Annotated in this window: 16 protein-coding genes; 7 read left to right on the plus strand and 9 right to left on the minus strand. The window is 63.2% G+C overall.

Translation table 11 applies throughout. The features are described 5' to 3' along the window. Positions 1-466 precede the first annotated feature (466 nt). The 5 genes from PG879_RS07570 to PG879_RS07590 form a co-directional block, all read right to left on the minus strand. A complete protein-coding gene (locus PG879_RS07570) occupies positions 467-1294 on the minus strand; it encodes a bifunctional transcriptional activator/DNA repair enzyme AdaA (RefSeq protein WP_010674552.1) in 828 nt (275 codons plus the stop codon). Positions 1295-1344: 50 nt separating this feature from the next. Next, on the minus strand, positions 1345-2109 hold the full coding sequence (locus PG879_RS07575) for an SDR family oxidoreductase (protein WP_010674553.1): 765 nt from the start codon (positions 2107-2109) through the stop codon (positions 1345-1347). Between the two features lie 410 nt (positions 2110-2519). Beyond that, positions 2520-2891: a DUF6616 family protein gene (locus PG879_RS07580; RefSeq protein ID WP_010674554.1), complete on the minus strand. Its 372-nt coding sequence runs from the start codon at positions 2889-2891 to the stop codon at positions 2520-2522. Continuing rightward, positions 2888-3670 (minus strand): DNA alkylation repair protein, encoded by a 783-nt coding sequence (locus PG879_RS07585; protein WP_010674555.1) that lies wholly within the window; start codon positions 3668-3670, stop codon positions 2888-2890. The genes PG879_RS07580 and PG879_RS07585 overlap by 4 nt, the downstream gene beginning before the upstream one ends. Then, positions 3667-4197: a MarR family winged helix-turn-helix transcriptional regulator gene (locus tag PG879_RS07590; protein ID WP_029314450.1), complete on the minus strand. Its 531-nt coding sequence runs from the start codon at positions 4195-4197 to the stop codon at positions 3667-3669. The genes PG879_RS07585 and PG879_RS07590 overlap by 4 nt, the downstream gene beginning before the upstream one ends. A 258-nt stretch (positions 4198-4455) precedes the next feature. Between PG879_RS07590 and PG879_RS07595 the strand changes: the two genes are divergently transcribed. Together PG879_RS07595 and PG879_RS07600 are read left to right on the plus strand one after the other, a co-directional pair. After that, positions 4456-5826: a leucine-rich repeat-containing protein kinase family protein gene (locus PG879_RS07595; protein ID WP_041211371.1), complete on the plus strand. Its 1371-nt coding sequence runs from the start codon at positions 4456-4458 to the stop codon at positions 5824-5826. 110 nt (positions 5827-5936) lie between these two features. Next, complete coding sequence (locus PG879_RS07600; protein WP_010674558.1) at positions 5937-6584, plus strand: thiopurine S-methyltransferase; 648 nt, start codon at positions 5937-5939, stop codon at positions 6582-6584. 285 nt (positions 6585-6869) lie between these two features. Here PG879_RS07600 and PG879_RS07605 read toward each other — a convergent pair whose 3' ends face one another. After that, positions 6870-9644, minus strand: coding sequence for an insulinase family protein (locus PG879_RS07605; protein WP_010674559.1), 2775 nt, complete (start codon positions 9642-9644; stop codon positions 6870-6872). A gap of 162 nt (positions 9645-9806) precedes the next feature. Here PG879_RS07605 and sixA point away from each other — a divergent pair, with 162 nt between their 5' ends. The 3 genes from sixA to PG879_RS07620 all read left to right on the plus strand — a co-directional run bounded on the left by sixA (position 9807) and on the right by PG879_RS07620 (position 11720). After that, positions 9807-10274, plus strand: coding sequence for a phosphohistidine phosphatase SixA (gene sixA, locus PG879_RS07610; protein ID WP_010674560.1), 468 nt, complete (start codon positions 9807-9809; stop codon positions 10272-10274). Positions 10275-10407: 133 nt separating this feature from the next. Next, positions 10408-10614 carry a DUF1107 domain-containing protein gene (locus tag PG879_RS07615; RefSeq protein ID WP_005324080.1) on the plus strand — a complete coding sequence of 69 codons (207 nt, stop codon included), beginning with the start codon at positions 10408-10410 and terminating at the stop codon, positions 10612-10614. A 185-nt stretch (positions 10615-10799) separates the two neighbouring features. Beyond that, entirely contained in the window at positions 10800-11720 is a 921-nt protein-coding gene (locus tag PG879_RS07620) for a DMT family transporter (RefSeq protein ID WP_010674561.1), read from the plus strand. A 47-nt stretch (positions 11721-11767) separates the two neighbouring features. Here the strand turns inward: PG879_RS07620 and PG879_RS07625 are convergent, their stop codons facing one another. Continuing rightward, a complete protein-coding gene (locus PG879_RS07625; protein WP_049636822.1) occupies positions 11768-13384 on the minus strand; it encodes a peptide ABC transporter substrate-binding protein in 1617 nt (538 codons plus the stop codon). Between the two features lie 143 nt (positions 13385-13527). On the opposite strand from PG879_RS07625, the gene PG879_RS07630 reads away from it, so the two are divergent. Both PG879_RS07630 and fbp read left to right on the plus strand, forming a co-directional pair. Then, entirely contained in the window at positions 13528-13770 is a 243-nt protein-coding gene (locus PG879_RS07630) for a hypothetical protein (protein WP_270829985.1), read from the plus strand. After that, positions 13758-14792, plus strand: coding sequence for a class 1 fructose-bisphosphatase (gene fbp, locus PG879_RS07635; RefSeq protein WP_029314452.1), 1035 nt, complete (start codon positions 13758-13760; stop codon positions 14790-14792). The genes PG879_RS07630 and fbp overlap by 13 nt, the downstream gene beginning before the upstream one ends. Positions 14793-15372: 580 nt before the next feature. Here the strand turns inward: fbp and mfd are convergent. Together mfd and PG879_RS07645 are read right to left on the minus strand one after the other, a co-directional pair. Next, complete coding sequence (mfd, locus tag PG879_RS07640) at positions 15373-18837, minus strand: transcription-repair coupling factor (protein WP_270829986.1); 3465 nt, start codon at positions 18835-18837, stop codon at positions 15373-15375. A gap of 42 nt (positions 18838-18879) precedes the next feature. Further along, positions 18880-19455 (minus strand): PilZ domain-containing protein, encoded by a 576-nt coding sequence (locus PG879_RS07645; RefSeq protein WP_270822392.1) that lies wholly within the window; start codon positions 19453-19455, stop codon positions 18880-18882. Between the last annotated feature and the right edge of the window lie 60 nt (positions 19456-19515).

The raw sequence follows: 19515 nt of genomic DNA on the forward strand, positions 1-19515 counted from the left end.
ACCACGGGAATTTCTGCGCAGTCGGGTATCACAACCCTAAGCGGGAAAAAGTGTCTGGACCTATGGGGTCAAATCCACAGGGACTTGTTCGCACCTTCCCTAAATACTAGCGAGAGATGTGTATTTACATCAAATTATACAGCGTTCTATCGTGATGATCTTGATGGAGTATTCGCAGTGCTTGATGAACTGGCTGCTGAATGTTCTATGTCATGATTGATTACTCGTTACAGTACCGTAGGGTGCAATGAAATTGCACCCTACGTGTCTCTTTGTCAATTCGATGGGAGTGACATAGCTGAGCGCCATGCCTTGCCAAAGCAATAAAAGGGGGTGATCTGCACCCCGATTCTTCTTATGTCCCCGTTTTATATCGCCACACGCTTATCTGGCGCAGTCGGATTGTCTGCTGACTCACTACCAAGATTCCTGTTCTCCTCATCAGGCCGGGCAGAAAAGGCCGAGTTCACTCATACCTTGCCGCTTCCCAGGCGTGTATCGCCTGTTTGCGGGTCTCGCCCCAGTGATAGCCGCCGAGCCTGCCGTTTTGCTGGATGACTCTGTGGCAGGGGATCATCAAGGCGACGGGGTTGGCACCCACCGCCAGCCCCACGGCGCGGGCGGCCTTGGGGTTGCCAACGGCGCTCGCCACCTGGGCGTAGCTCACCACCTTGGCGGGCGGGATCTGCAGCAGCGCCCGCCAGACGCTGATCTGGAAGTTGGTGCCGCTCACGTGCAAGGAGATGGGGCGATCCGGCGCCTTGCTGCCATCGAACATGGTGTGGATGACCCCCTGGGTGCGTGATGGCGCTTCTCGCAGTTCTGCCTCAGGCCAACGCTGGGCGAGGGCACTCAGCGGCGTTTGTGGGGCCTGCTCATCGAGAAACGAGAAGTTGCATATTCCCCGTGGGGTCAGGGCGACAAACGCCTGGCCGAAGGGGGTGTCGTGCACCCCGTGCTCGATAACCAGACCGGCCCCGCGCTGCTTGTATTCGCCCGGCGTCACCGCTTCGAGCTGTACGAAGTGATCGTAGAGCCGCGAGCCGCTGCTAAGGCCCAGGGTATCGGCCACCTCCAGCAGCGGGCGAGACTCCTGCAGCAGCGCCTTGGCCCGCTCCAGGGTCAGCACCTGCAAATAGCGTTTGGGCGTCACCCCGGCCCAGCGGCTGAACAGCCGCTGGAAGTGAAAGGGGCTTAAGTGCACGTGCGCCGCTATCTCGTCCAGGGTGGGCTGGTGCGCCACCTGGCTTGCGATAAAACGGATGGCATCGGCGATGCGGGCGTAATCAGACATAAGGCGCTCTCACGATAAGGTTGCGGTCGCAGGATCTTGGGGCGACAAGGTCATGTGCGACAAATAGATACCCCACCATCGGCCAGCAGAGCAATGCCGGTGGTAAAGCTGGATGCATCGGACGCCAGATAGAGGGCCGAGCGGGCGATCTCCTCCGGTTGGGCCAGCCGTTTGAGGGCGTGGAGTTGTTGCACAAAGGCGAGACTCTCCGGTGTATCGGTAAAGGCCCGCCCCATGGGGGTGTCGGTGCCCCCCGGCAGCAGGGCGTTGACCCGCACCCCTTGTGCCCCATATTCGGCGGCCAGCACCTGGGTCAGGCCGATGAGGCCTGCCTTGCTCGCGGCATAGGCCGCCATGCCGGGCAGCCCCAGGGTATGGCCGACGAAGGTGGAGGTAAAGATAAGCGAGCCGCCCCCGCGTGCCTGCATGGCGGGGATCTGGTACTTGGCCCCCACAAAGGCGCTGGTGAGGTTGGTATCCAGGGTCTCTTGCCACTGCGCGAGTTCAAGCCCCGGCACGCTGCCCGGTGTCCCCGTGGTGCCGGCGTTGTTGAAGGCGATATCGAGTCCGCCGAAACGGGTCAGTGCGAGATCCACCAGGGCGCGGGCATAGGTTTCGCTTTTCACATCTCCCGCCAGGCTCACCGCCTGCCCCCCCTCATGGCGGATCTCCTCCACCAGCGCATCCAGCTCGGGCTGGCGGCGGGCGCCGACGACGACGCTGGCTCCTTCCCGGGCAAACAGGATGGCGCTGGCGCGACCAATACCGGAGCTGGCTCCCGTGATGATGGCGACCTTGTTGGACAGTAATGACATGGCAGTTCCCTCGCGAGATGTACATGGCGCCAGGTGGCGACGCTCATGCAGGGTTGGCAGACAAGTGGATGGGTTCAACCCCCTCCTGGTTCAAACCTCCTTTGGTTCAACCCTCCTTTGGTTCAAAGCTTTGGGGGGGGTCGAAAGCACTGTTGGTTTGAAAGCACTATGGCGGCGAACCTTTGTCACGACGACCCGGATCTTGCTCACTTGTGCCATCGGCGATGGCTCATCACGGCATCAGGAGATATCCGCGTTTTATGAAGGGAGTGGGAAGGGAGCGGGGCTGTGGCGCCGCTTTCCCAGGTGGTGGTGACCTAGGTTTGCAAGGGCAGGGTATGGAAAACAGTGCCACCGGTGTCGGCGGCACTGACGCAAAGCCTGGTGGGGTAACGCTCTTTTAGGGGTTATCAGGCCTGGGCGGGGCTGGATGTGGCGGCGCAGGGCAGGGCGGCCAACTGTGCAAGGTGCTCGCCCAGGGAGACACCGGCGCCGGTGGCGTTGACCGTCTCGAAGTAGTCGTGCCAGCCCGATGCGGCTATTCCCTGGACGAGGGCCTCGATGGCTGCGGCATCCGGCCCGCGCCAGATGGCGAAGAAGGGGTGGGGCGCACCATGGAGGGTGGTAGCATCGGTCTCGCCCAGGGCGATGGGCTCCACCCCGAGGGCGGCGAGGTTGGCCATGCCTGTGCCAATGGCCTCGAAGAACTGCTGACGGGCCGTCTGGCTCAGTGCCAGCCAGGCGGGAGTGGGGGTGTAGAGCTCTGCCAGATAGTGGGTCATAGGGGTTCCTTCGGGAGTTGGCCCTTGCGCAAGGTGCGCAAGGCGTGTTGACAAATCCGGATTGTCGCGGGACTGGGGCTTTCGCGAGACCAGCGCGCGCAGAGGTCAGTGACCCACTGTGGCCTGTCTTTGCTCGCATCGTTCAGCCAGTTGGCAACGGAGTCCTGCACATAGGGGGCGGGATCGGCCTTGAGGGGCTCGAGCAGCATCAGGGCCTGCTCCGGTGCTTGTCGCAGGGACGCAAGATGGGTACACCAGACGCCGCGGGGCCGGGTCGCTTCGCTGGCAAAGCGTCGCAGTCGCTCGGACGGCTCCGCCGTCCAGGGCACCAGGGCGGCAATGGCCACCTCCAGCTGCGCAGCAATGGTCGTTCGCATTGCGAGCCAGGCCCACTCGCGCACCCCAAAGTGCAGGTCATCGGCGAGGGGGCGAATGAGGGCCAGGCGGTCGCTGAGCGACAGCCCCTCGCTCGCGCCCACCATGAAACAGGCCCAGCCCCGCACGGTATCGGAGGGATGACGGCTGAGCGCCGCAAGATCCCTCATGCCGTTCTCGGTCAGGAGCAGCCTGGCGGCCAGGGCCATGCGCCGGGTAATGCCCTCCCCGGATGCGGCGTGCATCGACGCCAGCGCCTGGGGCTCGAGCGAAGGCAGGGTGCACTGCATCAGGGCGGCAAAATCCACCGCCAGGCATTCGGTCAGGTTGCTTGCCTCTATCTCTCCCCGGTTGAGCTGGGCGAGGCGCGAGGGGGCGATATCCGTGATGCGGCTGCGTGTCATGGGTGCTCCTCTGTGGCGGCCTCTGTGCAGCCTGCCCGGGATGAGATGACGTTGAGCCAGGCCCGCTTGAGCAGGGTACTCAGGGTCTCTCGCTCTGCCTGATCGAACCCGGCAAACAGGGAGCCTATCCACTGGCTGTGCTCATCGAGCAGGTGCTGCGCCAGGGCCTGGCCCTGCTCTGTCAGGCGCACCGAGATCTTTCGCCTGTCCTGGCTGTCGCTGTGGCGAGCCAGCAGGCCGTCCCGTTGCAGCCCGTCGAGCAGGCCGGTGATGGTGGCCCGTGTGACCCCCGCCTTGTCGGCAAGCTCGTGGGGGGCCAGCCCTTGTGGCAGGTCGCGCAGCAAAAACAGCAGCACGAACTTGCCTTCGGAGAGGCGGTGAGGGGCCAGGCGCGCCGCGCACGCCTGATCGATGGCAGCGGCGAGGGTCAACACCTCAAAGCAGACGCGTATGTTTTGGGTGTCCGCGTGTCCGCGGCGCTCTGCATCCTCGAGCAGGGCGAGGTGTTTCTGTTCCAACGTGATCATGATAGTGAGTCTCGAATGACTTTGTATGGCGCCATACTATATGGCGCCAACCAAATGTTCAACCACCCAAGCGCGACCGGGATGGTTCATGGCAACGGAGAGCGGGAATGTGGCGATGGGGGGCCTTTGCAAGAGAAGGCGTTGCAAGAAAATCGGCCATCTTTGGCCGTCATTCCCTATAATGCCCCTCCTTTGTGGTCTGGGGGGAGTGCCCCGCAGTGAGCCACCGCAAGCCCGAATGTTGATAGAGACGATCCCATGCATACCCTGGAACAGCTTCGCGCAGGCGAACTCTGCGGCGCCCGCCACCTCAAACTTGCTGAAAACCTCGCGGTGTTCCCTCCCGAGATCCTGAGCCTCAAGGAGACCCTGGAGGTGCTGGATCTCACCGGCAACCAGCTGAGCGAGTTGCCTGACACGCTGGCCGAATGCAAGAAGCTGCGCATCCTCTTCTGCTCCGAGAACAACTTCACCGAACTGCCCGAGGTGCTGGGGCGCTGCCCAGCGCTCACCATGGTGGGCTTCAAGGCCAACCGCATCGCGACCGTCCCGGCCGCCTCCCTGCCCGCCAGATTGCGCTGGCTGATCCTGACCGACAATGCCATTGAACGACTGCCGGACGAGCTGGGGCAGTGCGACGCCCTGCAAAAGCTGATGCTCTCTGGCAACCGGCTACATGAGCTTCCCGAGACGCTTGCCGGTTGCCACCGTTTGGAGCTTTTGCGCATCGCCGCCAACCGCCTGCCAGCGCTGCCGAGCTGGCTGCCCTCGATGCCGCGTCTGTCCTGGCTGGCCTTTGCGGGCAACCCATTCTGTGATGAGCAGGCGTGTCTGAACGGCACATCGGAGCTCACTACCGAGATCCCCTGGCAGGCGCTCTCACTGGGGGATGTGCTCGGGGAGGGAGCATCCGGCGTCATCTATCGCGCCGAGTGGGCGGGTGCCGAAGGGCCCGGGGCGGTGGCGGTCAAGCTCTTCAAGGGGGCCGTCACCAGCGATGGCTTGCCCCTGAGCGAGATGACTGCGTCCCTGGCCGCCGGTCGTCATCCAAACCTGGTCGGTGTGATGGGGAGAGTGAGCGATCATCCCTCCGGCATCCCGGCACTGGTGATGCCCCTGATAGACCCCGCCTTCGCCACCCTGGCGGGCCCCCCGAGCCTGGACTCCTGCACCCGGGATGTCTATGGGGAGGATCTGAACTTCACCCCGGCCCAGGTGATGGCCATGGTGCAGGGGGTGGCTGCGGCCGCCCGGCACCTGCACGAGCGGGGCATCCTCCACGGCGATCTCTACGCACACAACCTGCTGTACTCCTTGCAGCCCGCGATGCCTCACTCGTCGCAGGAGGCGCCGGGCCGGGTGCTGCTCGGGGACTTTGGTGCCGCCTCCTGTTACGACCGCGCCGATGAGGTGCTGGCCGGGCGGCTGGAGCGCCTGGAAGTGCGGGCCTTTGGCTGCCTGCTGGCCGAGCTGCTGGCGCGCTGTAATGGGGGCGACGCCGACCTTGACCCCCTTCATCGACTGGCCAGAGAGTGCGGCTTTGAGGTGCCTTCCCGGCGACCCACCTTCGCGCAGATCCTGACCCGGCTGGCAGCGATGGCGACAAGCCTGCCTGGGGTCGTGGCCTGAGGCCTGCCCATCGTGGGCGTTCTCTTGCACAGGGGCGGGATCATGGGGCTTGCGCCACTTCGGTGAAGTTGTGATAGTGATGCACCATTGCAGATGACGAGAGGAAGATGATGGAAGCGGCATTTTGGCACCAGAAGTGGAAAGAGAACCGGATTGGCTTTCATCAGGCAGATTTCAACCGCTGGCTGCAATCCTGGTGGTCGGCCCAGCAAGGGAGCGACCCCGTGCTGGTGCCCCTTTGCGGCAAGTCCCGGGACATGCTCTGGCTGCGTGAGCAGGGGCATCCGGTGGATGGCTTCGAGCTCTCCGAGCTCGCCATTACCCAGTTTTTTGACGAGAACAACCTGAGTGCAGAGAGAAGCGAGGTGGGTCCCTATCAGTGCCACCGGCACGAGGATCTGCGCATCTATCAGGGGGACTTCTTCGCCGCTCCGGAGCTTGGTCAGCGTTATCGCCTGGTCTATGACAGGGCGGCCCTCATCGCCTTGCCGGGCGCCATGCGCCGCCAGTATGCCGCCCTGATGAGCCGCCTGGTGGAGGCGGGAGGGCAGGTGTTGCTGGTGACCCTCGAGTATCAGCCCGAGCAGCAGCTACAGCCGCCGTTCTCGGTGGGGGAGATGGAGGTGCGCACCCTGTTTGAGCGCGACTTTGGTGTCGAGGTGCTGGGCCGGGGGGCTGAGCTGGATCACCCCAGGGTGCTCTCGGGGCAGCTCTCCTATTTCGACGAGGTGGCTTACCGGCTTATCCGCCGGGGCTGAGGAGGGCGCGAGGCCGCTGCCAACGAGGGAAGTGGCGCTTGTTTTACCTCCTTTGACATAGATCAACGTGGAAAATCAGGGAAATGCCTAAGATGAGGCTGTTTCTCAATCACTGCTGGTGCCGACCGATGAGCTCTGGTTTGAACGCCGGTCGAACATCAACCCAGTGTCTGATTTTCACGCTCATGTTCACTTTTGGCGGCTCTGGTCGCAATTGATTATGGTTTTTCCAGCCGACCCCACAGGGTCGGCTTTTTATTGCCTGCGCGTTGCCAACAGGGGAGGTCAGCCTTCGAAGGTGGCGGCGTTGAGCCGAAATGCCCGTGGATCGTCGATAAACTGGCCGGTGATCCGCTCGTCATGTTCGTGCCCCTGACCATAGCTGCAGAGGATCAGCCGATCGGAGGTGCGCGATCGCAGCTGGGTGATAAAGCGCACCAGATCGGCGCGGCTCAACTTGCCCACCTCGTCGCAGACCCGTTCCCGCTGATCAAACCCCAGATCCTTGTTGCCGATGCTGACCCAGAGCCGCTGGCCGCGGCTGCGCAGGTTGGCATCCCGCTCGCTCAACTGGGCTTGCAGCCCCGCCTTGCTCTCTTGCCACTGTTGCTCGGTAAATTCGAGCATGGCGAGCGGGAAGAGGTCGATAAACTCCTCCACCGCATCGAGCAGGATCTGCGGTCCCGCCACCGGCGACTGGATATAGAAGATCAGCCCCGGATGGCGATTGAGAGGCAGGTTGCCGGCGCCCACCACATACCCCAGTTGCTGGCGGGTGCGCAGCTCGTGAAAGAAGGTAGAGGACATGATGTGGTTCGCCAGGGTAAAGCAGGCGAGATCCCGCGCCCGGGTGGTGCGGGACTGGTAGTAGACCAGCAGCGCCGAGTCCTCGTGATCGCACCCCTGCTCGCGAATGAGGGTGCCTCTGTCCTGGATGGAGATGAGGGGGCGGCGGGTCTCGGCGCTGGGCTGGCTGTTGGCACCGAGGTGGCGCTCCAGCAGGGCCGCGAGTTCGAGGGCCTCGGCGGCCGTCCAGTCTCCGTGTACCAGGGCCTCCAGATGCACCCTGGCAAAGAGCTCGGAGACGAAGCCGGGCATCTCCCCGAGTTCGACGGTGCGCAGGTGGCGCAACAGCTGCTCGAAGGGCGGGTTGTTGGGTTGCAGCAAACTGGTGAGCTGGTTGAACAACTGGGAGATGGGGCGGGTCTTGGACTGGTTCTCCCAGTTGCGGATAAGCTGCTCCTTGATCTCGCTAAAGCGGGCCGGATCCGGATACCCCAGGGTGCGGTTGCCGAGGATCATGTCGAGCAGCAGCGGTTGCTTGTCGGCAAAGCCGCTGAGGTTGATGGTAAAGCCCCCCTGATGGGCATAAATCTGGTAGCCAAGGCCCGCGAGCTCCGCCGGGTAGGTGAGGGCGTTGAGGTGATCCGTGAGCAGTTCCACGGCCAGACGCGCCATGGCGATGTGACGCGGGCTCTTGACCGCATGTTCGCTGTCGACGGAGATATAAAGGCTGCCCTTGGGCACGCTGAACTGATGCTCATGCAGGTGCCAGAGCCGGAAACCGGGCCTGTCGATGAGGCAGGACGGCATGTCGGCGGGCAGCGCCGGCAGACGGGCGTCGAGGCGGGTGCTGATGAAGGGGTTGGGCGCCGGCAGGTGCAGGGCGGGATCCGGTTCACTCTGCTGCCAGCGGATCTTCTCGGCCTCGCTGATGCTCTGGACGCTGTAGGGTGTCTGGTACCAGCGGGCGAGGCGATCCGTGCTCGCTTCCGGGGCCTGGATGGTCACCCGCAGGTTGTGGGGGGTCAGCTTGGCGAGGAAGCGCCGGATCAGCGGCTCATCGAACTCGCGCATCATGTAGTCGCCGTAGAGCAGATCGTCCGGCCCGTAGCTGAACAGGTTGAGCACGAGGCCGGAGACGGTGTCGAGGGCCCGGCCCCGCTCCTGGAAGCGGAAGGCGGATTCCAGCACGCTGCGCTTCTCCTCATAGCGCCAGGCCTGCACCCCGCCCCGCTCGATGAGCTTCAGATAGCCAAACAGGGCGGCGATGATCTCGTCTACATGCTCAAGCCCAAGGGGGGTGAGGCCAAAGCTCACGCCAAAGTCCTTGAAGTTGGCGCCGCTGATGCCGCCGCCGGCGGCGAGCTGATTGACCCAGCCCCGCCCCTTGAGCAGGGAGAGCAGGCTGCCTTCCCCCTCATAGCCGATGAGGTGGCTCAGGAAGGTGAGGGGTTTTTTGTCGTAATACTCATCCACGCACGGCAGCGGGAAGGTCAGCGCCAGCTTGCGGGTCTCCTTGACCGGGGTCAGCTGGATGCGAATGCCGAGATCATCGAGCCGATAGAGAGGATGGCTCAGTACCGGAGGGCCGAGGCGGCGATCCGGAATGGCACCAAAGAAGCGATCACACCAGGCCAGCTGGGTCTCGATGGGTGCCGGTGAAAGCATGACCAGCGCCATGCGATCCGCACTGTAGTGGGTTTCGTAGAACGCAATGAGATCCGAACGCAGATCCCGGCCGGGGAGATCCGCCAGGGTGTCGAGGTTGCCCACCGAGAATTTGGAGAAGGGGTGGTCCGGATTGACCGTCTCCTTGTGCACCTGGTAGCTGCGGCGCACGTCGTCCTGCAGCTTGAGGCGGTACTCGGAGTCCACCGCGTTGCGCTCCTTGTCGACCCACTCCGGTGCAAAGGTGGGGCAGATGAAGAACTGGGAGAACCGGTCGAGCCCCGCCTCGAAGAAGCCGTTGTCGATGTCGAAGAAGAAGTTGGTGAACTCGGTACCGGTCCAGGCGTTGTTGCTGCCCCCGTGACGGCTCATGAATTGCTGGTACTCACCGGGTTTGGGGTAGGTGCGGGTACCGAGAAACAGCATATGCTCGAGGAAATGGGCCATGCCCTGGCGATCGGCAGGATCGTCGAAGTGGCCGGTATTCACCGCCAGGGAGGCGGCGGATTTGTCGGTCTCGGGATCACAGATCAGCAAGACCCTGAGCCGATTTGCCAGCTCCAGATAGTGATACCGCCGATGGTCATTGGGACTGGCATATGGGCTCATTGGGGAGGGGCTCGCGGTGAATTTATTTGAATTTAAACATGATTATCGACCCCGCTATCTTGCGAGGCAAACCCTTTTCTGAGAGGTGGCGCAATTGTTTCCCCCGGCATGGCGGGGTAAGATCCCCCCGCTATTTAAACAGGCCCCCTGGGCGAGGTTGTAATGAAAATCTACATCATGCGTCATGGCCAGGCTGGCATGAACGCAAAGACTGATGAACAGCGTCCACTGACCGAGCAAGGCATCGAAGAGTCCATCCACATGGCGGGCTGGCTGGCTCCCCAATTGGCAGGCTCCCTGAACCTGGTGATCCACAGCAACTATCTGCGTGCCAGACAGACCTGGCAGGCCATCGCCCCCGTGTTGCCCAAGGCCCTCAAGGTCGAGGAGAGCGGCGACATCACCCCCTACGGGGATCCGGCTTTCGTGGCAAGCTACCTCACGGAGCTGGCGGCGGAGCATGACAACATCCTTATGGTCAGCCACCTGCCGCTGGTGGGGTATCTGGTCCAGAGTCTCTGCCCGGCGGCAGGGGCCCCCATGTTCGCGACGTCCGGGCTGGCCTGCATAGAATGGCAAGATGGCAAAGGAGTCTTGCTCTGGCTGGAAGGACCGCATACAATACGGTAAAAGTTAATAATAAGTTACAGTTTGGTTTTTTGGGGAAGAGAGAGTCGAATTTTCCGGTTTTTTATATAAATTTAACGGAATTATTTCGCATAAGCTGCTGTCATACGGATACAACTTCAAGAGGTTGCAAACGATGAGAGTGTTCAAGAAGTACCTGCCACTGATGGTGGCAAAACATGTCAAAACCTTCTTCAAGGGGCGGATTTACATCCACGGCAGGGGGCGCTTCGATTTCCAGTCGGGCTTGCTGATGATGCCATTGCAAGCCGACATTCCCCATCGCCAGACGGTGCTCGAGGTCAATGAACTGATTTCAAGGCTCCACATGGATGCCGCCTGAGGCGCCTCAGGCTGACCCTGGTCCCCCTCATGCCCGCCCCTGTGCGGGCATGATTGTTGATGGCGCCTGGGCGCGGTGCCAACCGTTCGCGTCATGGCGCTTCTTCCTGCGTTGGCAGGCTTGCTTATCCTGATTGCCTCTCTATACTCGCGCGCAATACCCGCCTTTTTATTCTGGATATCGCAATGCCCCTTGCCTTCCTGTTTCCCTTCTCCTGCATGGCCATCTGGGCCGGCAATGGCATCGTCAGCAAGCTGGCGGTCGGGGTGTTGTCTCCTGCGGCGCTCGCCTGGTCGCGCTGGATGGTGGCGGCCCTGGTGCTGACCCCGTTTCTGGCTCACCGGGCCTGGCGCGAGCGTCGCAAGCTGCGGGCCGGTTTCTCGAAGCTGGCGGTGCTGGCCCTGCTCGGCATGGTCTTGAACCAGACCTTTGGCTATTACGCGGCCCAGACCCTGGGGGCTACCGAGATTGGCCTGATGATGGGGCTGACCCCCTTGATGACAGTGCTGCTCAGCATCTGGTTGCTGCGCGAGCGGCCCACCTGGGGGGCGCTGCTGGGAGGCGCCATCTCCATTCTGGGGCTGGCGATTTTGTTGGGGCAGGGGGATCCGGCCCGGCTGCTGACCCAGGGCATCCATATCGGTTCCGTTTACATGCTGCTCTCGGCGGCCACCTATGCGCTCTACAGCGTGCTGCTCAAGCGCTGGGATCTGGGGCTGGACAACTGGTCCATGCTCTACGGTCAGGTGCTGTGCAGCCTCCTGTTCCTCACCCCCTTCTATCTGCTGGTGGACGGGCACTGGCCCGATGGCAGCGCCCTCTGGCTCATCTTCTATGCGGGGATCCCGACCTCGGCCCTTTCGCCCTGGCTCTGGATGCAGGGCATTGCCCTGCTCGGGGCGAGCCGCACCGCCATCTTCATGAACCTGTTGCCGGTCATGACGGCAGCCCTTGCCATCAGCTGGCTCGGGGAGCGGCTCACCAGCTATCACCTCATCGGTGGCGGCATGACCCTGATGGGGGTGCTGCTGGCGCAGTTGCTGGTCAGGCCCGTGACGGTGCGAAGGGGCGCCCGGCTTGCAGTGGCGGGCTGTCAGGAAAAGTAGGAGAAAAAGACCGCCCTCGAGGCGGTCTTTTGGTTCGGTGCCCAGCGTCACTGCGCCGTCAGATAGAGATCCTTGGCATAGACAAGGTCTTGCGGGTTCTGGTAGGGGTAGCCCTTGACGTTGGGTTTGAGCAGCCGTGATTTCACGTAGAAGTAGACAGGGGCGATGGGGGCCTCCTCGTCGATCAGCACCTCGGCCTGCTGATAGAGGCGGTTGCGCTCGGCGGGGTCCTTGGCGTCATGGGCCTTGGCCAGGAGGGCGTCGTATTCCTTGTTGAACCACTTGCCGCTGTTGGCGCTGCTGCTGGAGGTCATGATGTCGAGGAAGGTGGAGGCATCGTTGTAGTCTCCGTTCCAGGAGTAGCGGCTCACCCCGAAGTCACCCTCGTTCAGGGCCGACACCATGGTCTTCCACTCCATGTTGTTGAGCTCCGCCTTGACCCCCAGGTTGTGCTTCCACATGGAGGAGATGGCGAGCGCTATCTTCTTGTGCCCCTCGTTGGTGTTGTAGAGGATGTCCACCGTCAGCGGCTTGTCCGGGCCGTAACCCGCCTCGCCGAGCAGCGCCTTGGCCTGCTTGATGCGCGCTTCCTTGCTCATCAGCTCGCTGGCGGGGCGTTTGAGCTCGAAGCCGTCCACGCTCGGCGGGGTCAGGCTGAAGGCGGAAAGCTGCCCCTGTCCCAGGATCTTCTCCGTGATGGTGTCCCGGTCGATGGCAAGAGAGAGTGCCTTGCGCACCCTGACGTCGTCAAAGGGTTTGCGCTGGGTGTTGAACACGTAGTAGTAGGTGGCGAGCATGGGGGCGCTCACCAGCTCCTCCGGGCTCTGGCGCTTGATCTGCTGATACTGCTCCAGGGGATAGGTAGTGTAGTGCAGCTCGCTCGCACGATAGCGGTTGTAGGCCGCGGTATCGGAGACGATCTCTAGATATATCACCTTGTTCAGCACGGTGTGCTCGTTGTCCCAGTAGTGGGGGTTGCGCTCGGCGATGAGGCGCTCGTTCGGGGTCCACTCCTTGAGGGCGAAGGCGCCGTTGGAGACGATGTTGGCCGGTTTGACCCACTCATGACCGAACTTCTCGATGGTGGCCTTGGGCGCCGGGAAGGTGGTGTAGTGGGAGAGGGTCTTGAGGAAGAAGGGGACCGGATTTTTCAGGGTGATCTGCAGGGTGTAGTCATCGAGCGCCTTGATCCCCAGGGCATCCGGGCTCTGCTTGCCCTGCACCACGTCGCTGGCATTGGCGACGCCGGTCAGCTCGATGAACCAGGCGTAGTTGGAGGCGTTCTTGGGATCCGCCGCCCGCTGCCAGCCATAGACGTAGTCCGCCGCCGTCACCGGCTCGCCGTTGGACCATTTGGCATCGGGTCTGAGCTTGAAGGTGTAGACGGTGCCCGTGGCATCGAGCTCGTAGCCAAGGGCGCCCGCCGCCTGCAGCTTGCCGTTGCCATCCAGGGTATAGAGCCCCTCGAACAGATCGTTGACGACGTCGCTGCCCGCGCTCTCTTCCACCATCTGGGGATCGATGGAGGCAGGCTCGGTGCCGATGTTGCGCACGAACACTTGCTGGGCGGCTGGCAGAAGCTGGGTGCCTTCAGGCACCTGGGCGGCGAGGGCGGGGAGGGTGAGCAGAGCGGCAACCGCCCCGGCGATAAGCGACTTTTTCATTGAATATCCTTATGTTTTTTTGCTTCCAAAGCGCAGCCAGTGTGCGGGATTGGGGGGCAGATCTCAAGAGGGGCGCCTCTGGCGCAACATTGCCGGGCGCCAGGGGGAGCAAGGCGGGCAGCCGCGTCGGCCCGGATGCATTCTTGTCACGAATTAACCCCCCAAAAGATGCCGGATGGCCCCCTTGTTTCACGGCGAAAGCCCGTGGTGGCGCGGCTTTCTGGCGATTTAAAGAACGGCTTAATTCGCTGCAAAAACAAAAAACAGGCGTTACATTGGGTTACAAAACAACGCTGCCGGGGATCGGCACTTTTTTTGCCGACACTTGCAAACGTTTTCAACGGCCAACGGAAACGATCTTAAAGGAACAAGAATGCGAAACATGATCACCATGGGCGAGTTCATCGTCAAAAAGCAGGCGGACTACCCGACCGCGACCGGCGAGCTGACCTCCTTGCTCAGCTCCATCCGCCTGGCCGCCAAGGTGGTGAACCGGGAGATCAACAAGGCGGGTCTGGCGGACATCATCGGTTCCATCGGCGCCGAAAACGTGCAGGGCGAGGTGCAGCAGAAGCTGGACGTCTATGCCAACGAGCGCTTCAAGGCGGCGCTGGAGGCCCGTGGCGAGGTGTGCGGCATGGCCTCTGAGGAGGAGGAGGACTTCGTCTCCTTCGATTCCGAGCTCTCCCGTCACTCCAAGTACGTGGTGCTGATAGACCCCCTCGACGGCTCCTCCAACATCGACGTCAACGTCTCGGTCGGGACCATCTTCTCCATCTATCGCCGGGTCAGCAAACCGGGCGCCGGGGTCACTCTGGAGGACTTCCTGCAGCCGGGTCACCGTCAGGTCGCGGCGGGCTACGTGGTCTATGGCTCCTCCACCATGCTGGTCTACACCACCGGCTTTGGGGTCAACGGCTTCACCTATGACCCCTCCATCGGCTGCTTCTGTCTCTCCCATGAGAACATCCGCATTCCGGAGGAGGGCAAGATCTACTCCATCAACGAGGGCAACTACATCAAGTTCCCGGACGGGGTGAAGAAGTACCTCAAATACTGCCAGGAGCGTGACGAGGCGACTCACAGGCCCTATACCTCCCGCTACATCGGCTCCCTGGTGTCGGATTTCCACCGCAACCTGCTCAAGGGGGGCATCTACATCTACCCGTCCGGCACCAACTCCCCGAACGGCAAGCTGCGCCTGCTCTATGAGTGCAACCCCATGGCCTTCCTGGTGGAGCAGGCCGGTGGCAAGGCGTCCGACGGCTTTGGCCGCATCATGGACATCCAGCCTACCGCTCTGCACCAGCGGACCCCCTACTTCGTCGGGTCCACCAGGATGGTGGAGCGGGCCGAGGCCTTCATGCGGGAGTTCTCCGCCCACGAGGATCCGGCCAACCAGGGCTGAGCCCGGGCCAGCGTCCCTTCGTCACGGGAGCCGTCAAGGCTCCCGTTTTTATTGGCGTGCAGGCGGGTGTAGCCAGGTTGATATGCTGACGGACTGACGGACTGACGGACTGACGGACTGACGGACTGACGGACTGACGGACTGACGGACTGACGGGCTGACGGACTGACGGACTGACGGACTGACGGACTGACGGACTGACTCGACGCCTCGGCGGTCGCGGTGCAATGGCTGGTGGCCCCCTTGCCGGGATACCTGGGCGGGATATCTGGTCTGGATACCTGGGCGGGCTAAATACGGCACGGGCCATCTGCGGGGCTATCGAGGCGCGATGAGCCCGTGTGTTTCCCACAATCATCCCCACATCCATCTGTTTTTCAGATGGGTTGTGACTCAATACATCGCATCAGTGGATGGATTCGGCGGCAAAACGGTGCTGCCAGGAGGGCGAACCGAGGCATCGGGGGCAAGAAGGGGGGCCGGGGGCGAGATGGCGCCCCTTGCCAGCAACGAAACGGGAGCCCTGGGGCTCCCGTTGTTATAGGCGGCAGGTCGCGCCCTGCTGACGTCATGCTTCCCCTCAGGGGGTGGCATGGCGGGCGAGATCTGCCAGCAGGCCATCCACCAGTTTGAGGCGCATGGCCCTGTCCTGGGTCGGCACCTGGAAGCGCAGCCGGGTCGGTCCGTCCATCTTGTAGATGCGCGGCTGCTCGGAGAGCAGCTTGACCAGATAGGCCGGGTTGACGCGGGTTTCCTGGGTAAAGTCCAGATAGCCGCCGCGCTCGCTCATCTCCACCCGGCGAATGCCCAGCGCCGTGGCGCGCTGGCGGAAGGCGGCCAGCTCCATCAGCGTCTTGGTCGGCTCCGGCAAGAGACCGAAGCGATCGATGAGCTCCACTTTGAGCTCCCGCAGCTCCTGCTCGTCGGCGGCACTGGCGATGCGCTTGTACATGGAGAGGCGCATGTTGACGTCCGGGATGTAGTCGTCCGGGAGCAAGGCGGGCAGGCGCAGCTCCACCTCGGTGTGCTGGCTCATGAGCTGCTCCAGCGACGGCTCCTTGCCATGTTTGAGCGCCTCCACCGCCTGCTCCAGCATCTCCATATAGAGGGTGAAGCCCACCGATTCAATCTGGCCGCTCTGATCGTCGCCGAGCAGCTCGCCCGCGCCCCGGATCTCCAGATCGTGGGTGGCGAGCGCAAAGCCGGCGCCGAGATCTTCGAGGGATGCGATGGCCTCCAGCCGCTTGGCCGCATCCTTGGTCATCAGCTTGGGATGGGGGGTGAGCAGGTAGGCATAGGCCTGGTGGTGGGAGCGCCCCACCCGGCCCCGCAGTTGGTGCAGCTGGGCCAGACCGAGATGATCCGCCCGGTCCATGATGATGGTGTTGGCGCTCGGCACGTCGATGCCGGTCTCGATGATGGTGGTGCACACCAGCAGGTTGAAGCGCTGGTGGTAGAAGTCCGACATCACCCGCTCGAGCTCCCGCTCGCGCATCTGGCCGTGGGCGATGCCGATGCGCGCCTCCGGCACCAGCTCGGCAAGATCGGCGGCGCACTTCTCGATGCTCTCCACGTCGTTGTGCAGGTAGTAGACCTGGCCGCCACGCTTCAATTCCCGAAGTACCGCCTCGCGCACCACCGCAGGTTCGTGCTGGCGCACGAAGGTCTTGATGGCGAGCCGCTTGGCGGGCGGGGTGGCGATGATGGAGAGATCCCGCATGCCGGACATGGCCATGTTGAGGGTGCGGGGAATGGGGGTCGCGGTGAGGGTGAGGATATCCACGTCGGCGCGCAGCGCCTTGATCTTCTCTTTCTGGCGCACCCCGAAGCGGTGCTCCTCGTCGACGATGAGCAGGCCCAGATCCTTGAAGGTGAGCTCGGCGCCCAGCAGCTTGTGGGTGCCGATGATGATGTCCACCTTGCCCTCGGCCATCTCCTTCATCACGGCGCTCTGCTCCTTGGCGGAGCGGAAGCGGCTCAGTACCTCCACCCGCACCGGCCAGTTGGCGAATCGGTCGCGGAAGTTGTCGTAGTGTTGCTGGGCCAGGAGGGTGGTGGGCACCAGCACGGCCACCTGCTTGCCGCCGTGCACGGCCACAAAGGCCGCCCGCATCGCCACTTCGGTCTTGCCAAAGCCCACGTCGCCGCACACCAGGCGGTCCATGCTCTTGGCCTGGCACATGTCGCCGAGCACAGCGTTGATGGCATTGAGCTGATCCTCGGTCTCCTCGAAGGGGAAGCTCGCGGCAAACTGGCGGTAGGCCTCCCGGTCGTGTTTGAAGGCAAAGCCGTGACGGGCTGCCCGCATGGCATAGACATCCAGCAGCTCGGCCGCCACGTCCCGCACCTTCTCCGCCGCCTTGCGCCGCGCCTTGACCCAGGCCTCGCCGCCGAGCTTGTGGCTGGGCGGGTTGTCCGAGCCGGTGTAGCGGCTGATCAGGTGCAAACTGGTGACCGGCACGAACAGCTTGTCGCCGCCGGCGTATTCGAGGGTCAGAAACTCGGTGGGCAGGCCGCCTGCGTCTATGGTCTCGAGCCCCAGGTAGCGACCGACCCCGTGATCCAGGTGCACCACCGGCTGGCCCTGGGTCAGCTCGCCCAGGTTTCGGATCACCGCATCGGAGCTCAGGTTCTTGCTCTTGTCCCGCTGGCGCTTGCTGCGGATCTTGCCGCCCAGCAGTTCGGCCTCGGTGATGAGGGCAAGGGGCGTCTGGCCGGGCTCTTGCAGCAGGAAGCCCCGCTCCAGGGGACAGACCAGCAGCCCGTGGCGCGCATCGCTCGAGAGGAAGGCGTCGAGGGAGGCAAACTCCCGGGGTTGCAGGTTGATCCGTGCGAGCAGATCCCCGAGCCCCTCGCGCCGCCCCTCGGACTCCACCGCAAACAGGGTGCGCCCGGCAAAGCCTTGCAGGAAGCCGTCAAGAGCCAGCAGGGGTTGCTCCTTGCTGTGGTCGAGCTGCAGATCCGGCAGGGGGGCGAGGGGCAGATCCTGCTGACCCGCTCCGCCGTCAACGGTCGCCTCCTGCAGACGCACGGCGCCATAGTCCCCGAGGGCGGCGAAGAGCAGCTCCACCGGCAGATAGATCTGCTGGGGCGGCAGCAGGGGACGGGTGTTGTCCCAGCGCCTGTCCTCATAGCGCTGGCCGATGTCGTTCCAGAAGCGCTGGGCCGCGGGGTAGATCTCCCCCACGGTGAGCAGCAGGGTGTTGCCTGGCAGGTAGTCAAACAGGCTGGCGGTCTGGTTGAAGAAGAGCGGCAGGTAGTATTCGATGCCGGCGGGCCAGCGCCCCTTGCTCACCTCCTGATAGACGGAGCCCTCGGCGCGGGAGATCTCGAACTGTTCGCGATACTGGCCACGAAACAGCTCGATGGCCCCCTCGTCGGTGGGAAATTCCCGGGCGGGCAGGAGGCTCACCGACTTCACCGGCTCGCTGGAGCGCTGGGTCTCGGGGTCGAACGGGCGGATGGAGTCCACCTCGTCGTCAAAAAAATCAATGCGATAGGGGCGGCTGCTCCCCATGGGGAAGAGATCCAGCAGGGAGCCGCGGGCGGCGAATTCGCCATGCTCCAGCACCTGTTCCACCGCCACGTAGCCCGCCTCGGCGAGGCGCCCGCGCAGCTGCTGCAGGTTGAGGCGCTGGCCGCTTGTGACCATCAGGCTGTATTTGTCGAGATAAGCCTGGGGCGCCGTGCGCAGCATCAGGGTGGAGATGGGCACGATGAGCACGCCGTGGCGCATCTGCGGCAACTGGTAGAGGGTCTCGAGGCGCTGGGAGATGATGTCCTGGTGGGGAGAGAAGCTGTCGTAGGGGAGGGTCTCCCAGTCCGGGAACAGCAGCACCGGGCAATCCTGATCCGCCAGCAGGAACCCCAGTTCCTGTTCAAGGCGCAGGGCGCTCGGGGTATCGGCGGTGACCAGCAGGACGGGTCTTCGGGCTTCCCGGGTGAGGCGGGCGGCAACCAGCGCCAGGCTGCTGCCGACCAGCTGGCCGAACGTTGTCTTCTGGCCCGCTTTGGCGGGCAAGGCGGGGAGGGTCATTGGCATCATCGGAGTCTTTTACTGTTGGCGTTCTTTTGACATGGACCTGGGTTAGCGCTGACGTTCCTGGGCACGCAGCTTGAGCTGTTTCGACTGCACATGCAGGCTGGCGCGCACCAGCAGCTCCCGGTCATCCTCGCGGATGCGCACGTAGTCGAGCACCACGTGGGTGCCGTGCTCTCCGGCGTCCCGCTGCACGACCTCGCCGTAGCAGTAGACGGCGGAGGCCTCTTCCCGCAGGAAGATCTTGAGCCGCACGATCTGGTGCAGGGCGGGGACCTCCCCGTGCCCCTGGTGGGGGTGCAGGTAGGTGAGCTGCCCGGCGCCAAAGCGCAGGGTGTGGAAGCGGTGCTCGGGGTGATCCTGGGCCGCCAGCACATAGCCCATGATCATGTCGATCTTGCGGGACTGCTGGTTGATGATCTCCACCAGATCGTGCATGGACTCGTTCTGGCTGCGCAGCAGCCGGCTGCTCACCAGATCGATGGAGGTGATGGCGGAGGCGATGCGAAACGGCTCGGGCAACTCGGCCTCCAGGGCCTCCAGCGTCGGCAGACGAAAGTCGGCCGGCATGGGGATCACATTGACCGGCGTGGCATGGGTGACGCTGAAGAACTGTTCCTGCATGGAGGCTATCCCTTGTTGTCATAGACGGTTTCCCTTTATTATCCGGTATCTTATTTCGTT

The organism is Aeromonas sp. QDB63, from assembly GCF_027707425.1.
GTDB lineage: Bacteria > Pseudomonadota > Gammaproteobacteria > Enterobacterales > Aeromonadaceae > Aeromonas > Aeromonas caviae.